The organism is Pelosinus propionicus DSM 13327 (genome assembly GCF_900114615.1).
Lineage (GTDB): Bacteria > Bacillota > Negativicutes > DSM-13327 > DSM-13327 > Pelosinus > Pelosinus propionicus.
The window spans coordinates 33,007-46,766 of the sequence record NZ_FOTS01000028.1 but is presented as its reverse complement, the minus strand read 5'-3'; the positions used below and the strand labels follow the sequence as shown (position 1 = coordinate 46,766).

Sequence of the window (13,760 nt, the reverse complement as noted above, 5' to 3'; positions counted from 1 at the left end):
CTATGAGCGTTTTATCTATAAAACATTCCCGAACATAGCATCGCGACACTTTATTTAGGCTCCAATAATGATATTAGGGTCACTTTTTTTATTTTGTTTTGCACCCGATTCTTCTTTGAATTTAGCATCATCCCACATCTTAAAGAATGGATAATAAATAACACCAGTAACACCAAAGCAGAATAATTGTAATATTACTGACCTCATATCGCCTGAATCTAAGAAAGCATTAATGATCGGAGGTGTTGTCCATGGCGCCATGGCAAACAATTTATCTACCAGGCCGGCATCCATTGCAAAATAAGCAATCGTTATCGAGACAAGAGGAGCAAAGATAAAAGGAATCATTAATACAGGATTCATGACAATCGGCATACCAAAAAGAATAGGTTCATTTATGGCAAAGAATGCAGGTCCTATCCCTGATTTGCCAAGAGCTTTTAATTGTGTCGACCTTGCCGCAAAGATGAGCATGAGCACCAAAGCAAAGGTGGCACCTGAACCGCCAATATTTCCATATACGTCCCATAATTGCTGGCAAACAATGTTGGGTACAGGCAATCCTGCGGCCTTCGCTGCAGCATTTTGCTGAGCGAATGTTAAATAGACTGGACTCATAACGCCAGTTACTAAAGCTGCTCCATGAATACCGATACACCACAATAATTGCGCAAAAAATATGGCAAGTAAGAAGGCTGGCAAACTGCCACCGAGACTCAGAAGCGGTGCTGCCAATATTTTGTAGATAACATCTTGTACATTGGTTGCACTAAGAGATAATATACTGTTAATAAACCAAACAACTGTGACCGTAATAAAACCAGGAATCAATGACATAAAGGAACGAGCAACTGCTGGCGGCACGCCCTCTGGCATTCTGATAACCAAATTTTTTCGAATCATAAAACGTTGTACTTCTACTGCGAAAATAGCGATAATCATGGCTACAAACAAGCCCTTGCTTCCCATCCATCCAGCTGTGATATTACCATCTTTGGTAAATGGCGTAGCTAGCATAAAGGTAGCAACACTGATTAATCCGTTTCCTAATGGATCCATTTTATATGAATTAGCCAATGAATACGCAATAGAAAATGATGCCATTAATCCCATAAGTCCCATGGTAGCATTATTAACGGAACATAAACTTGCTACGTAAGGTTCAACCATTTTCGCCAGTGCAGGGATGGGAGGAAAGGCGATAATTAAAAATAACGATCCCATTAAGAGCAATGGTATTAAGGATACGATACCGTCTCTGATTGCTCTTAAGTGCCGTTGCTCACCAATGCGAGTTGCAACAGGTGCATAGTACTCTTCAAGCCATTTGATAAATTTCTCCATAAAGCAACACTCCTTTTTTTATCTTACTCGGTATTATGTTTTGCAAGATACATGCCAATACGCAATAAGTCTATAAAAAAGGGGCCATTGCATGATTCTATATGAAGAAAGTAAGGCCTTGATAGCTTATCCATCCCTTATTCACTTAGCGCCATGGTACAATCCTATCACCTTACTTACGATGTGTATTTATGTCTAGGACCATCTGTATTGCATTTACAGGCATTAAGTTATTTTTCAAGTAACGTGTATTATTTTTCATTGGTGAAGTCTGTAACTGCCTAAAGAAACTTTTTGACTCGTCCTTAAAGAAATAAAACATTTGAACCGCGAAGACACGAGGATATGAAGATAAAGCATTAATCATGTACTTTCGCGTTCTTTGCATGTCTTCGTGATCTTCGCGGTTCATTACTGTTTTATATACTACGTACATTTTTCTACTTAATATAAAAGCCGAGAGTACCTGCCAGAATTATCATTTGGCAGGTACTCTCGGCTTTTATCAATATTTGCGACTTTTTATAATTGCTTCCCATTGGTTTCAATCACTTTTTGATACCAGAAATAGCTGTTCTTCTTGATTCGCCTCATATCTTTTTCACTATCTTCATCGCGATTGATATATACAAATCCATAGCGCTTTTGATAGCCATTCAGCCAACTCAATAAGTCTGTATAGGACCAAACGCAATATCCTAACAATTCTACGCCATCAGTAATTGCCTGCTGGCATTCTTCAAGATGTCTGCGAATGAAGGCAATTCGATATTCATCATTTACTACATCATTTTCTTCTAGGACATCAAAAGCTCCTAAACCATTTTCTGAAATAAGGATTGGCAGCCTGTATCGGCTGGTAATTCTACGCAAGGCAATGCGTAATCCCATAGGATCAATTTCCCAATCCCAGTCTGTTGCCTCAAGATTGGGGTTTTTGATGGTTTTAAATAAGCCTAGTACGCCTGTATCTGGTGTGGTTCCTTTTTTGCCCGTCGTATTCATCTTACCGGAACTAACACCATCAAGTGGATTCATCTCATAAGTAGTCGTCCGATAGTAATTGACTCCCATAAAGTCCGGCTTACCTTTTTTTAATACTTCTAAATCTCCCTCTTCTACAATAGGGGCAAGACCCTCTCTAGTCAGATAATTCCAAATGACCTTTGGATATTCACCCCAGGCATATACATCCATCCACCAATGATTGTTAAACTCTTCAGCATTCTCACTAGCCAGTACATCCACTGGTTTATCCGTATGAGAATAAGCAGGGCCATAAGCAAAGCTGGGGCCGATTTTGCCTCCATGAACATAATTTTTAAAAGACGCAATGACCCTGGCATTTGCTAAGCTGGCAATATGATTTGCCTGATACATTCTCTTGAGATCAGACACTTTAGGAGGATGGATGGCATTTAAATAACCATGCATAATAAAAATATTTTGCTCATTTAGCGTTACCCAATATTTTACCCGATCGCCATATCTTTTAAAGAGGGTAACAGAGTAGTTATGAAAGTCTTCAATAATCTGCCGCGATTCCCACCCGCCATAGGCATCCTGAAGTTCTTGAGGCAAATCCCAATGGTATAAGGTAATGATCGGTTCTATCTGATATTTAAGCAATTCATTAATTAGATCATCGTAGAATCGTAAACCGGCCTCATTAACCTCACCTCGCCCTTTGGGGAAAATGCGAGTCCAAGCAATGGAAAATCGGTAGGCTTTCAGCCCCATTTGGGCCATTAACGCAACATCTTCTTTATAGCGATGATAGTGGTCCACGGCCACATCCCCATTCGTCCCTTTAAAAGTCGTTCCAGGAAACCTTACATATACATCCCAATTAGAAGGTCCCTTACCGTCTTCATTCCAAGCTCCCTCTACCTGATACGCCGCGGAAGCTGCTCCCCATAGAAAGTCTTTTGGAAAATCTGCTGCTGTTTTATGAATCATATTTTCCTCTCCTTGTACTTTTTAAGTCTGAAAAGACCGTTAACAACTTGTTAGCGGTCTTTTGCATATGTAAATTAGAAGTGAAGGTCAAATTGAGTACGGAACAGTTTTCTATTATATTCTGTTGCAGAATCAGAAATATTTACTTTTTGATCAGAGTAAATATTGGTCCACTGAATATTTTTTCCAACCACATAATCCACACCTACCATCCAACCTCTTGAATCACTTTTCAATGAATCCCACTCATCATCATGAGATGGATCGCCATTCACACCAAATTTGAAGAATCTGGCATACACTCCATAAGATCCCGTTTTATTCAAATCGGTTCCCTTGTAATCTAGCCTGATGTGATGAGTCTTATTGAAATCATCCGCATTCGTTTTTGCATATGTTCCTGTCAATTTCAAATCTTTTGCGATTTTAGAAGTAACGGTTAAACCGCCCCAGCGACTCATTTGTTGTTCGCCATCATCTTTATTACCGCCTAAGAGTAAATTAACATTTACATTCTTCGCTATGTCTCCGTTAAAGTTCGCGCCGTAAATATTAGTATCATAAGCATCCTTAAGACTTACAGCACCATTTCCTTGGGTAGGTTTCGCAGCAAACAAACTAGTTTTAAATGTCCCTGTAGGAATATCCAGCCAAATACCTGTTGCTTCATGACCCCACACCATATTATCCCCATATCCGAACCATTTTCTACCGGCTGCGACACCTACTTCACCAACAGAACCAGAAGCCCAGATTCTAAACCAGGTACCATCTCCATTATTCGTGTCGGGAGGAATTACGCCGCCCCAGCCGCTAGTCGTGTAGTCGTGTCTTGTTTCACTTGCGAAATGTCCTTCCCACCGATCATTAATTTTGGCGGTTCCTTCCAATGCCAAGAAATAATGCTTGTTACCACCGCTAATATTATGACCATCACTGGTATCGCTGTCATATTTCCCGCGAACAAAACCGCTCCATTTTACATTATCCACTTTATTTTCCACAGTAGTCATGCGAGCACCTAATTTATCAAGTTCGCTAGCATATTCATTGGATAATTTTTCAATAAGAACTTTGTTGCCTGCATCAGCTTGATCAACCTTTGACATAGCCTTTGCTACGATAATTGCCATTTCATAACGACTAATGGTTTTATCACCACGAAATGTTCCATCTCCATATCCTTCTAAAATACCATCATGGGCCAGCTTTGTAACAGCGTCATAGGACCAGTGTTTTGCAGGCACATCAGAGAAAGGATTTACTACCGCTGCGAAGGACGTACCAGCTACACCAAGTATCATTGCAGCTGCCAGGGAAGCGACTAACTTTTTTTTCATTTACAATCTCTCCTTAGAATTTAATTTACCTGTTCATTGCTTGTACGACTGACCTTTATTGGAGAGGGATGTATCTAAGTTTCTACATTTCCTTACATATCCCCTAACCAACAAGCTCATATCTACCATTACCTCATATACTGATCTTACAACTTTAACTCATTATGCCTCCTTTCTTAGATCAGCATGATGCAATCAATGATCTTCATAAGAAGCTCTGGTATTACCCTATTTTGTGAAATCAATCAGTCTCTTGAAAATCGTTTTTACATTCACTCTTACTTTTTGCAAGTACTATGCCAATATTTTTTAAAAAATTCTGTCATCTTGAAAAAAAGCTTACTACTAGCTCTTCCCTATAAAGGATACAAGCCTTAGCGAGTTTTTTATAAAATAAAAAAGCTGCCAAAATATGCATTGGCAGCTTGAAATGATCTTCTCCAAATGATGAGTGTATTTTTTTAAAATTAGATGTGTATTCTTTTCATCCTTTTTTAGTCCCTTATATCACATAGTGTATTAACTTAGGCAATTACAAATATTTATTGAGAAAGCAAAAAACAGATCTGTGCTCAATTTTTAAAAAGCACATTTTTAAAAGTATATAAAACAGAAATGAATAGATGTTCAAATAACATTGAAAAGAGAGAGAGGTCATGAAATACACCCTGCTCTCTGTGTCCAACGTTACTCTTAAATTTATAGTGTCTCAATATAGTAAGAAAATGCTAAAAATTAATATTGAATTCTTACTGGAGTACCAATAGATACTAAGCGAGATAATACAAGAACATCATTATTATGCATACGAATGCAGCCATGAGATACCGTCTTACCAATTGATGATGGATTATTGGTACCATGGATTCCATAATGAGGGATATTTAGTCCCATCCACATAACACCAAATGCTCCACCTGGATTCGCCATTTTACTGGCGATATAATAGTTACCGATTGGTGTTGGAGTATTTGTCTTACCAACACCAACAGGGAAAACTCGGACTTGTGAACCATCCCGATAGAGGATAAGTCGTTTGGCTGACAAATTTACAGTAATTGAATACGCCAATTTATCACCTCCTCTATAACATATGCAGGTGAACTATATAATGCCTAATCCAAATTATAATTCTATTATGTAATATTTGCCTAACGAATTTGTAACGGTATATATGACCTATAGATCACAAAAAAATAGTCTGCAACTCAATATAAGAAGAGATACAGACTATTTGGGGGGGAATCTTAAATAGTAATCCTTAGGAAACTAATTCACTTACAATTTTTATATTTAGCAATTAAATGTTTTTTCTTCTGCACAGCAGATCCAATCTTTTTGTTATGAGGAGACTTTATATAAGTATCGATAACTTTCCACATTAGTTTATTTTCTTCCTTTAATTCCCTAATTAATTGTAAATGCTCTTTAATCAGACTTTCATCTAAGACGGTATTAGATTCATGGTTCACTGCTTCGTTCCTTGCTACTGCCAGATCTTTTAAAGTAATCCTGCTTTCACTTTGGCTCAGCTGTTTTTTTAATTTCTGAAGAGTTTGATTTGATATGGGCGGCACAGGCTCTTGCAATACACTCCTTACTCCTGTAATTTCAGCTGAGAGAGAATCCAATGCTATAAGATCATCAGCACTAAGCTCCTTTAATGATGCCTTGCCTAATGCGCGCATTGCTTCTTCCATTTCCAAAACCATCGATGTCATCACATTTTCCACGCTGGTTGCAGCTTGATTAATATTAAGTTGTGTCTTTGTTGGAGAGTTATAATAGACCAATGTGGTAGGCGGCTCCCATGGAATTACTTTTTCAAGTTGATTATGCCCTAGAGCAAAAAGAGGAACTGTCGCTAAATAAATAGCATCTGCTCCTAAAGCCAATGCTTTGAGGCACTGGCCAGGTGTAAAGTAGCCACCAGCTATAACAATACTAATGGAGCTTCCCTGCAAAAAGCGCTTTGCTTTTATTAATGCAAGCAGGCTGGGTATTCCAAAATCATCCTGTTTAATTGGAGCTGTTGCATGAGATCCTCCCTCAACCCCATCAATTACAATGACATCAAAGCCTAAATCTCTGGCAGTAGACAGCTCTTCTTCAAGACGACCTGTAGCCATAATCTTTAAGGCGATAGGGATTCCTTTTGCTCTTTGACGCAGCTTTTTCATAAAAGCGGGCCAATCTTCTGGCTTCTGAACTCCTGGAGGGGCATTCAGTGCTACAGCAAGCTCACCGGGTTCTAAACCGCCAAGGATGCGTGCCCTGCCCACAATCTCAGAAGCCTCTATGGTGGCAACCCCCGTATCTGATCCTTGCCCCATTTGTACTTCTAACATATCAGCAGAAGTAATTTGCTCATTTGTTCTCCCACCCCATGACCATCGACAAATCTGTAATACAAACTTACCCGCTTCACCTGGTTCCTCGGGCAAAAAGGGACCTTCGCCAGAGTTTGTGGCAGTCTGCAGCTTCTTTGATGCTCTAGCCAAAGCGAGCTTTGCTTCTTCGCTAAGTGCTAACCCATAAGCCATAGCACCAATCATAAGAGGAATCTTTATCTTCAGCGGTTTTTCTGCATTACTGCCAATGGTTACACTCATATCAATCTGCGCACTTTCAGGAAGTGATAATTGTGTCATCTGACGGGGAGAAAACATTAGCTGGTCATACCCTAGAAAATGCTTAGGAGATCCTAATGGACGTGTTAGAACTTTACCACTTTGCGCCCTCAGACTCATTTCAATAAAATTAATTACTGAAAAACGTTTTAATGAAGACAACGTCTCAGCAACATTTTGCGTATAATCATCTGTTAGCAGCCTTTTCACTGCATCATTTGTGATAACTTTAATGATATAACGCATAATTGGTTTTACTAAAATTAGAGCTGATATTAACCCAAGAACTATTACAAAGAATAGTAAGGCTGGCCAGTTTATAGTAGCTATAGCAATTTGCATCTCTTTTTCCTCAATTGTTTTTAAACGTTTTTATAATTTCTTGTATTTTAGTATTCGATTTTTCAGGAAAAATTAAACCTTTTATGAATCTATATTGATTGTTAATCACGCTGACGGTAAATCTCAAACAGCAATAAACAAGCCATCTGTAATTGTAATGTACAGATGGCTTGTTTATTGCTTTAGAATACGTTAATCAATATCGATTCACTTATGTACTTTCTTTAGAATAACGGAATTTTTATCTTCTTTCGGTGAATTAGGGACAATATATTGTATAGTTCCATCTGATCGGAAAAACATTTGTATCGAATATATTTTTCCACGTTCTTTATCTTTAGCCTTAAGAGTTATATACATTTGTCCTTTGTCTGCCTGACATTCCTGATTGAACGTAAGTATATCGTGCCCCTGACTTGTTAATTTCCCTTTAATCGTCTTTTTATCTACTTTTGTTATGATAAAATCAACAGTTCCCTTATCGTTAGAGCAGGTCCATTCATTTCCTTCCTCATATGGGCTTTGTGTTGTTGGTTGCTCCTGAACAAAATGTTCCATCGCTTCATTGCCTTGGGAAGTTAATGCTGGCTTTAAATGGTTCAACGTAGTCTGTAAGTCCACATTTAAAGGTGCTAAAATGATTAATGTACTTCCAGCTTTAATGGTTTGATTACTACCTGGAAGTAATCCGGAAATAAGCGCGCCGCCAACAGAATTATTATAATTCATTTCAATATGACGCTCTCCTCCGTACTTGCTAAAATCCATCGTTACAGGAATTTCAATTCCTGTTGATGTGTCAAGAGACGACGCATCTAATTCTATGCCGCCTCCTTTTCCAAACATTCCAGCCTTTTTAGCAATTTTGACATAACCGTTTCCAATTGTTCCTTTGGGAATAATAATTACATCTGCTATGGCTACATCTTCTAATACCTTGAAAGAAATAGGGTCGCCTACCTTGTTTTTCCCTGAATTAACTTCTGTAAGCAATTCAGCCCGGATCATCGTTCCTTTAGGAAGATATGCATTCCCTTGCATAACTTCTGTAACCAACATATCCTGGGATACTGCAGGAACAGGATTAGCAGCAAACACTGCAGGTATGAATAGTACTAACATCATTACAACTAAAATACTGCGTTTCATATAATTGCTCCTTTTATTTGTGATATTGTTTAAAGTAAATAGTATAAGAATTAAGGCTTGTCACTATTTAATGATACAGCAAATTCTCTGACTTCTTGCTTTCTGCTATCTTCACATTTAGTTTTTGATAACTCCGTTAGTGTAGCTTGCAGGTCTACATTTTCCGGAATTGTAATCGTAATTTTGGTACCCGCACCTAATTGTACATTTGTGCCATTTGCCAAGCCGCTCATCGCCCCAATCGTCAGTGATGGAGTTGCACTTGATGTATTGGAATCATACCATGAAAGATCTGCCTGGTGGCCGCCACCTTTTTGCTGAAAATTTAAGCTTAAAGGAACGTTAATTCCATTTAACGTTTGAATATTTACAGCTTCTAATTCAATCTTCCCCCCTTTGCCAAATGCACCAGCCCGTTTAATCGACTTTACGATCCCCTGGCCAATTGTGTCTTTAGGGATAATCATTACATTCCCAATAATGACATTATGCAGCAATTTGAATGAGAATGTATCACCTATATTGCAGGTGGCAGAATCGATTGTATTTTGCAGAGCACCTCGCAATATAGTTCCCTTTGGTATATAAGCATTTCCAGTTGCAATATCCTTTGATAAACTACTCTCATTTTCTTGGAGAGCTTGCGCTCCTAATACATGCCCAGTGATAAACAGAAACAAACATAATAGCAAAGTAAAACGTCTTACAGTGATCACATCCCTTTGTTTAAGATAACTTCATCCACTTCTCGAGATAATGGCTCTTATAAATTAGAAAATAATTCCTCTTTTACAAAATACTATAAAATCAAAAAAAATGCAAATCCCTCATATACCATCTATTTATCACTATTGGTATTAAAAAATCTAGAATAAGGATACTAGAACAAGAGTAAGCATCGATCTTGAAAGGCGTTTTTGACTTTATATCCCTAATTTAAGATTCCACTTGGCACATTAGAAGGACTTTAAAACATTTTTATAGAATCAGTATCATATCTTTAAAGCTGTATCAATAAAAAATACTACATAAGTCCAACACATCTAAGAAAGCCTATAGTTAGAAATCATTAATTCATAAAAAGGTATACAGTAAGTATGCCTTTTTATTGTATTCAGGAAGGAGAGTCCCTTATTTGCTACGCTACATGCTAATCCGCATCTTTAATTCTCTGTTAGTCCTGCTCGCCATCATTACGATTACATTTTTCTTAATGCACGCCATCCCCGGCGGACCTTTTACTAGCGAAAAGAACATTCCTGCTGCTGTTTTGAAAAATATCGAAGAACATTATCGCCTGCATGACCCATTATGGAAACAATACATTGACTATCTGGGCAATTTAACTCACTTTGACTTAGGACCTTCCTTTAAGTACGCAGGTCGCACGGTTAACGATCTTATTCGTGAAAGCTTTCCTGTCTCTTTGCAGTTGGGTATGGTGAGCATTGCTTTATCTATTTTGTTAGGAATTCCTGCTGGTGCCATAGCAGCTCTGCGCCAAAATAAGTGGCAGGATTATGCTACTATGTTTTTAGCTACCTTGGGTGTTTCCGTACCTAGTTTTGTTCTTGCTACCCTGCTCATCTATATTTTTGCAATCAAGCTTTCCTTATTACCTGCTGCTATGTGGGGCGGTATTACTTACATGATTTTACCAGCATTAACTCTGGCAGGTCAGCCGACAGCATTTATCGCACGACTTACCCGTTCCAGTATGCTGGAAGTTCTTGCCCAGGATTATATTAAAACCGCCCGAGCAAAAGGCTTATCCCCTGCCCTTATTCTCTATCGTCATGCATTGAAAAATGCTTTAATCCCTATCATAACCTATATCGGACCAATGGCTGCAGGAATTTTGACGGGAAGTTTTATTATTGAAAATATCTTTGCCATTCCTGGCTTAGGACGGCATTTCGTTACCAGTATCTACAACCGGGACTATACTGTAATCCTGGGTGTGACTATATTTTACAGTGTTTTGATTATTGGTTTAAATTTAATCGTGGATCTGATCTATCCGCTGCTCAATCCCCGTATTAAACTAACCGGGAAACAGGGGGAATAACAGCAATGCATCTAACTAGTCACTCATTTGAACCCATCCTGAAAAAGGATGCTGCCGCAAATCATATCCGTCCTAGTATGACCTATTGGCAAGATGCCTGGCGACGTTTGAAAAAGAATAAACTTGCCATGATCGGACTCTATATCATCCTGCTCATTCTTCTCATTGCCCTTGCAGGTCCCTGGCTGTCTACCTTATCTTACTCTGACCAAGATCTTACGGCAACCAACCAATCTCCCAGTGCTGAGCATTGGTTTGGTACGGATAATCTTGGTCGTGATTTGTTTATCCGTGTTCTGTATGGTGCACGAATTTCCCTGTCCATCGGTATTGTCGCCAGCATACTAAATCTTACCATCGGTGTAATTTATGGAGGCATCGCCGGATTTTTCGGCGGTCGTACTGACAAGGTTATGATGAATGTCGTTGACATCTTATATGGCATACCCGTCCTGCTGTATGTAATATTACTAATGGTAGTCTTAGAGCCTGGCTTAATCAATATTTTTATCGCATTGGGCATTGCCTACTGGCTGCGTATGGCACGGATTGTCCGCGGTCAGATTTTGGGTCTTAAAGAACAAGACTATGTGCTTGCAGCAAGGACTCTTGGAGCAGGCAGCTGGCGAATTTTATTTCGCCATCTAATTCCTAACAGTATGGGTCCCATTATTATCACCATGACACTGGCGATTCCCGAAGCCATCTTTACCGAAGCCTTCTTAAGTTTTATTGGCTTGGGAGTTGCTGCCCCTATGGCCAGTTGGGGAGTGCTGGCCTCTGAGGGAATTACTAGCTTGCGCTCCTATCCTTTCCAACTATTCTTCCCTGCTATGGCAATCAGCATCACCATGCTGGCATTTAATTTTTTAGGGGATGGGCTGCGGGATGCCTTAGATCCTCGCGTACGGCGTTAGGAGGTATATAGAATGAATAGCAATCCTTTGCTTTCAGTAGAAGAATTAACGGTGTGCTTTGATACCTTTGCAGGCGAAGTAAAGGCCGTGGATACTATCAGTTTTCAGGTTTACCCAGGAGAAGCTATCGGCATCGTTGGCGAATCAGGCTGCGGCAAAAGTGTTACTGCCCATTCCATTATGCAGCTTATTCCTACGCCTCCTGGACGCTATGCCAAAGGCAAAATCCTTTTTGGAAAAGATGATCTATTACAGAAATCAGAGGCAGATATGGCAAAAATTCGTGGAAATGATATCAGTATTATTTTTCAAGATGCTATGACGTCTTTAAACCCAGTCCTTACGATTGGAATGCAGATTGGAGAATCCCTGCAGCTGCATCAGCATATGAATAAGCAGGATGCCTATGCACGGGCAGTAGAAATGCTGCGCCTGGTCGGCATACCCTCTCCCGAAGAGAGGATTAAAGAATATCCCCATCAATTCAGCGGCGGTATGCGCCAGCGAGTCATGATTGCCATGGCTCTATCCTGTAATCCGAAACTATTGATTGCTGACGAGCCCACCACGGCCCTGGATGTTACAATACAAGCACAAATTTTAGATTTAATGAAAGATCTTCAGGGAAAACTAAATACTGCCATTATTTTAATTTCTCACGATCTTGGTGCCATTGCCAGTCTGTGCAGCCGTGTCATTGTAATGTATGCAGGTAAAATTGCAGAAGCAGGTACGGCAATCGACATATTTCATCAGCCCCAGCATCCATATACTTGGGGACTCTTGCAATCCTTACCTCGCATCGATATGATGCAAAAACAAAAACTCGCGATCATTCCAGGTCAGCCTCCTGATCTTTTGTCACCACCAACCGGATGCCCTTTTCATCCCCGTTGCCCTCACGCCATGTCTATCTGTCAGGAGCATTATCCTGAAACAACAGTACTGACGAAAGGGCATATGGTACACTGTTGGTTGCAGCATCCCGATGCACCTAAGCCAAACCGGGAGGTCACAGCCTAATGGAACAGACAGCGCTATTAGAAGTACGCAATCTTAAAAAGTATTTCATTACTGACACCGATTTTTTTGGACGCCCTGCCTCTTACCTAAAGGCGGTAGATGACGTGAGTTTTTCCATTGAAAAGGGTAAGACCCTCGGCCTCGTGGGCGAAAGCGGCTGCGGCAAATCTACCACAGGAAAAACAATTCTTCAATTGTATAAACCTACCGCTGGAGAAATTCTCTTTCATGGAAAAAATATCAATCATCTAATGGAAGAAAAGAAATTGCGCCGTGAAATGCAAATGATTTTTCAAGACCCCTATGCATCGCTAAATCCTCGCATGACGGTGAGTGATATCGTCGGTGAACCCCTAGACATTCACAAGTTAGCCTCCTATGGGGAACGAAAAGAGAGAATTCTAACTCTCTTGCAAATGGTAGGACTCAATGCAGAACATATGAGCCGATTTCCTCATGAGTTTAGCGGCGGACAGCAGCAGCGAATCGGCATTGCCCGTGCATTGGCGGTAGAGCCGAGCTTTCTCATTTGTGATGAGCCTATTTCTGCCCTGGATGTTTCAATTCAAGCCCAAGTAGTTAATTTATTAGAACGCTTGCAGGACGAACTAGAATTGACTTATTTGTTTATTGCTCACGATCTGGCCATGGTAAAACATATCAGCGATAGGGTTGCAGTCATGTATTTGGGCAAAATCGTGGAACTGGCCGATAGCATTGAACTATACCGCAGACCTCAGCACCCTTATACGAAGGCACTGCTATCGGCTATACCCATTCCAGATCCATTAGCAGAGGTCAAACGACAACGTATTCCCTTAACAGGCGATGTTCCAAGCCCTCTTAATCCTCCTGCTGGCTGCCGATTTTCCTCTCGCTGTCCTCATGTCATGGATATATGTTCTGAGCAGGAACCATTACTGCAAGATATAGGTGCTGGTCACCTGGCAGCATGCCATCTCATTCAAAAAAGGTAATGCGCATAATT

Annotated in this window: 11 protein-coding genes; 4 read left to right on the top strand and 7 right to left on the bottom strand. The window is 39.9% G+C overall.

Annotated elements, in window-relative coordinates; all coding sequences use genetic code 11:
- Positions 1 to 54: 54 nt before the first annotated feature.
- From celB to BMZ99_RS15250, 7 genes are all read right to left on the bottom strand, one after another.
- A complete protein-coding gene (gene celB / locus BMZ99_RS15280) occupies positions 55 to 1,344 on the bottom strand; it encodes a PTS cellobiose transporter subunit IIC (protein WP_090939001.1) in 1,290 nt (429 codons plus the stop codon).
- A 522-nt stretch (positions 1,345 to 1,866) separates the two neighbouring features.
- Positions 1,867 to 3,303 (bottom strand): glycoside hydrolase family 1 protein, encoded by a 1,437-nt coding sequence (locus tag BMZ99_RS15275; protein WP_090938998.1) that lies wholly within the window; start codon positions 3,301 to 3,303, stop codon positions 1,867 to 1,869.
- Positions 3,304 to 3,377: 74 nt separating this feature from the next.
- Positions 3,378 to 4,643, bottom strand: coding sequence for an S-layer homology domain-containing protein (locus BMZ99_RS15270; protein ID WP_090938995.1), 1,266 nt, complete (start codon positions 4,641 to 4,643; stop codon positions 3,378 to 3,380).
- A 735-nt stretch (positions 4,644 to 5,378) separates the two neighbouring features.
- Positions 5,379 to 5,714: a L,D-transpeptidase gene (locus tag BMZ99_RS15265; RefSeq protein WP_090938992.1), complete on the bottom strand. Its 336-nt coding sequence runs from the start codon at positions 5,712 to 5,714 to the stop codon at positions 5,379 to 5,381.
- 203 nt (positions 5,715 to 5,917) lie between these two features.
- Positions 5,918 to 7,615: an FMN-binding glutamate synthase family protein gene (locus tag BMZ99_RS15260; RefSeq protein WP_090938990.1), complete on the bottom strand. Its 1,698-nt coding sequence runs from the start codon at positions 7,613 to 7,615 to the stop codon at positions 5,918 to 5,920.
- A 207-nt stretch (positions 7,616 to 7,822) separates the two neighbouring features.
- A complete protein-coding gene (locus BMZ99_RS15255; protein ID WP_090938987.1) occupies positions 7,823 to 8,764 on the bottom strand; it encodes a TrbI/VirB10 family protein in 942 nt (313 codons plus the stop codon).
- 50 nt (positions 8,765 to 8,814) lie between these two features.
- Positions 8,815 to 9,456: a hypothetical protein gene (locus tag BMZ99_RS15250; RefSeq protein WP_090938984.1), complete on the bottom strand. Its 642-nt coding sequence runs from the start codon at positions 9,454 to 9,456 to the stop codon at positions 8,815 to 8,817.
- 443 nt (positions 9,457 to 9,899) lie between these two features.
- Here BMZ99_RS15250 and BMZ99_RS15245 point away from each other — a divergent pair, with 443 nt between their 5' ends.
- The 4 genes from BMZ99_RS15245 to BMZ99_RS15230 are packed head-to-tail and all read left to right on the top strand — an operon-like array spanning position 9,900 to position 13,749.
- Positions 9,900 to 10,832: an ABC transporter permease gene (locus BMZ99_RS15245; protein WP_090938981.1), complete on the top strand. Its 933-nt coding sequence runs from the start codon at positions 9,900 to 9,902 to the stop codon at positions 10,830 to 10,832.
- A gap of 5 nt (positions 10,833 to 10,837) precedes the next feature.
- Positions 10,838 to 11,749, top strand: coding sequence for an ABC transporter permease (locus BMZ99_RS15240; protein ID WP_090938978.1), 912 nt, complete (start codon positions 10,838 to 10,840; stop codon positions 11,747 to 11,749).
- Positions 11,750 to 11,761: 12 nt separating this feature from the next.
- Positions 11,762 to 12,772 (top strand): ABC transporter ATP-binding protein, encoded by a 1,011-nt coding sequence (locus BMZ99_RS15235; protein ID WP_090938975.1) that lies wholly within the window; start codon positions 11,762 to 11,764, stop codon positions 12,770 to 12,772.
- The gene (locus BMZ99_RS15230; protein WP_090938972.1) at positions 12,772 to 13,749 is read left to right on the top strand and encodes an ABC transporter ATP-binding protein; all 978 of its coding nucleotides are present in this window, start codon (positions 12,772 to 12,774) and stop codon (positions 13,747 to 13,749) included. Before BMZ99_RS15235 ends, BMZ99_RS15230 begins: the two co-directional genes overlap by 1 nt.
- The last annotated feature ends 11 nt before the right edge of the window (positions 13,750 to 13,760 follow it).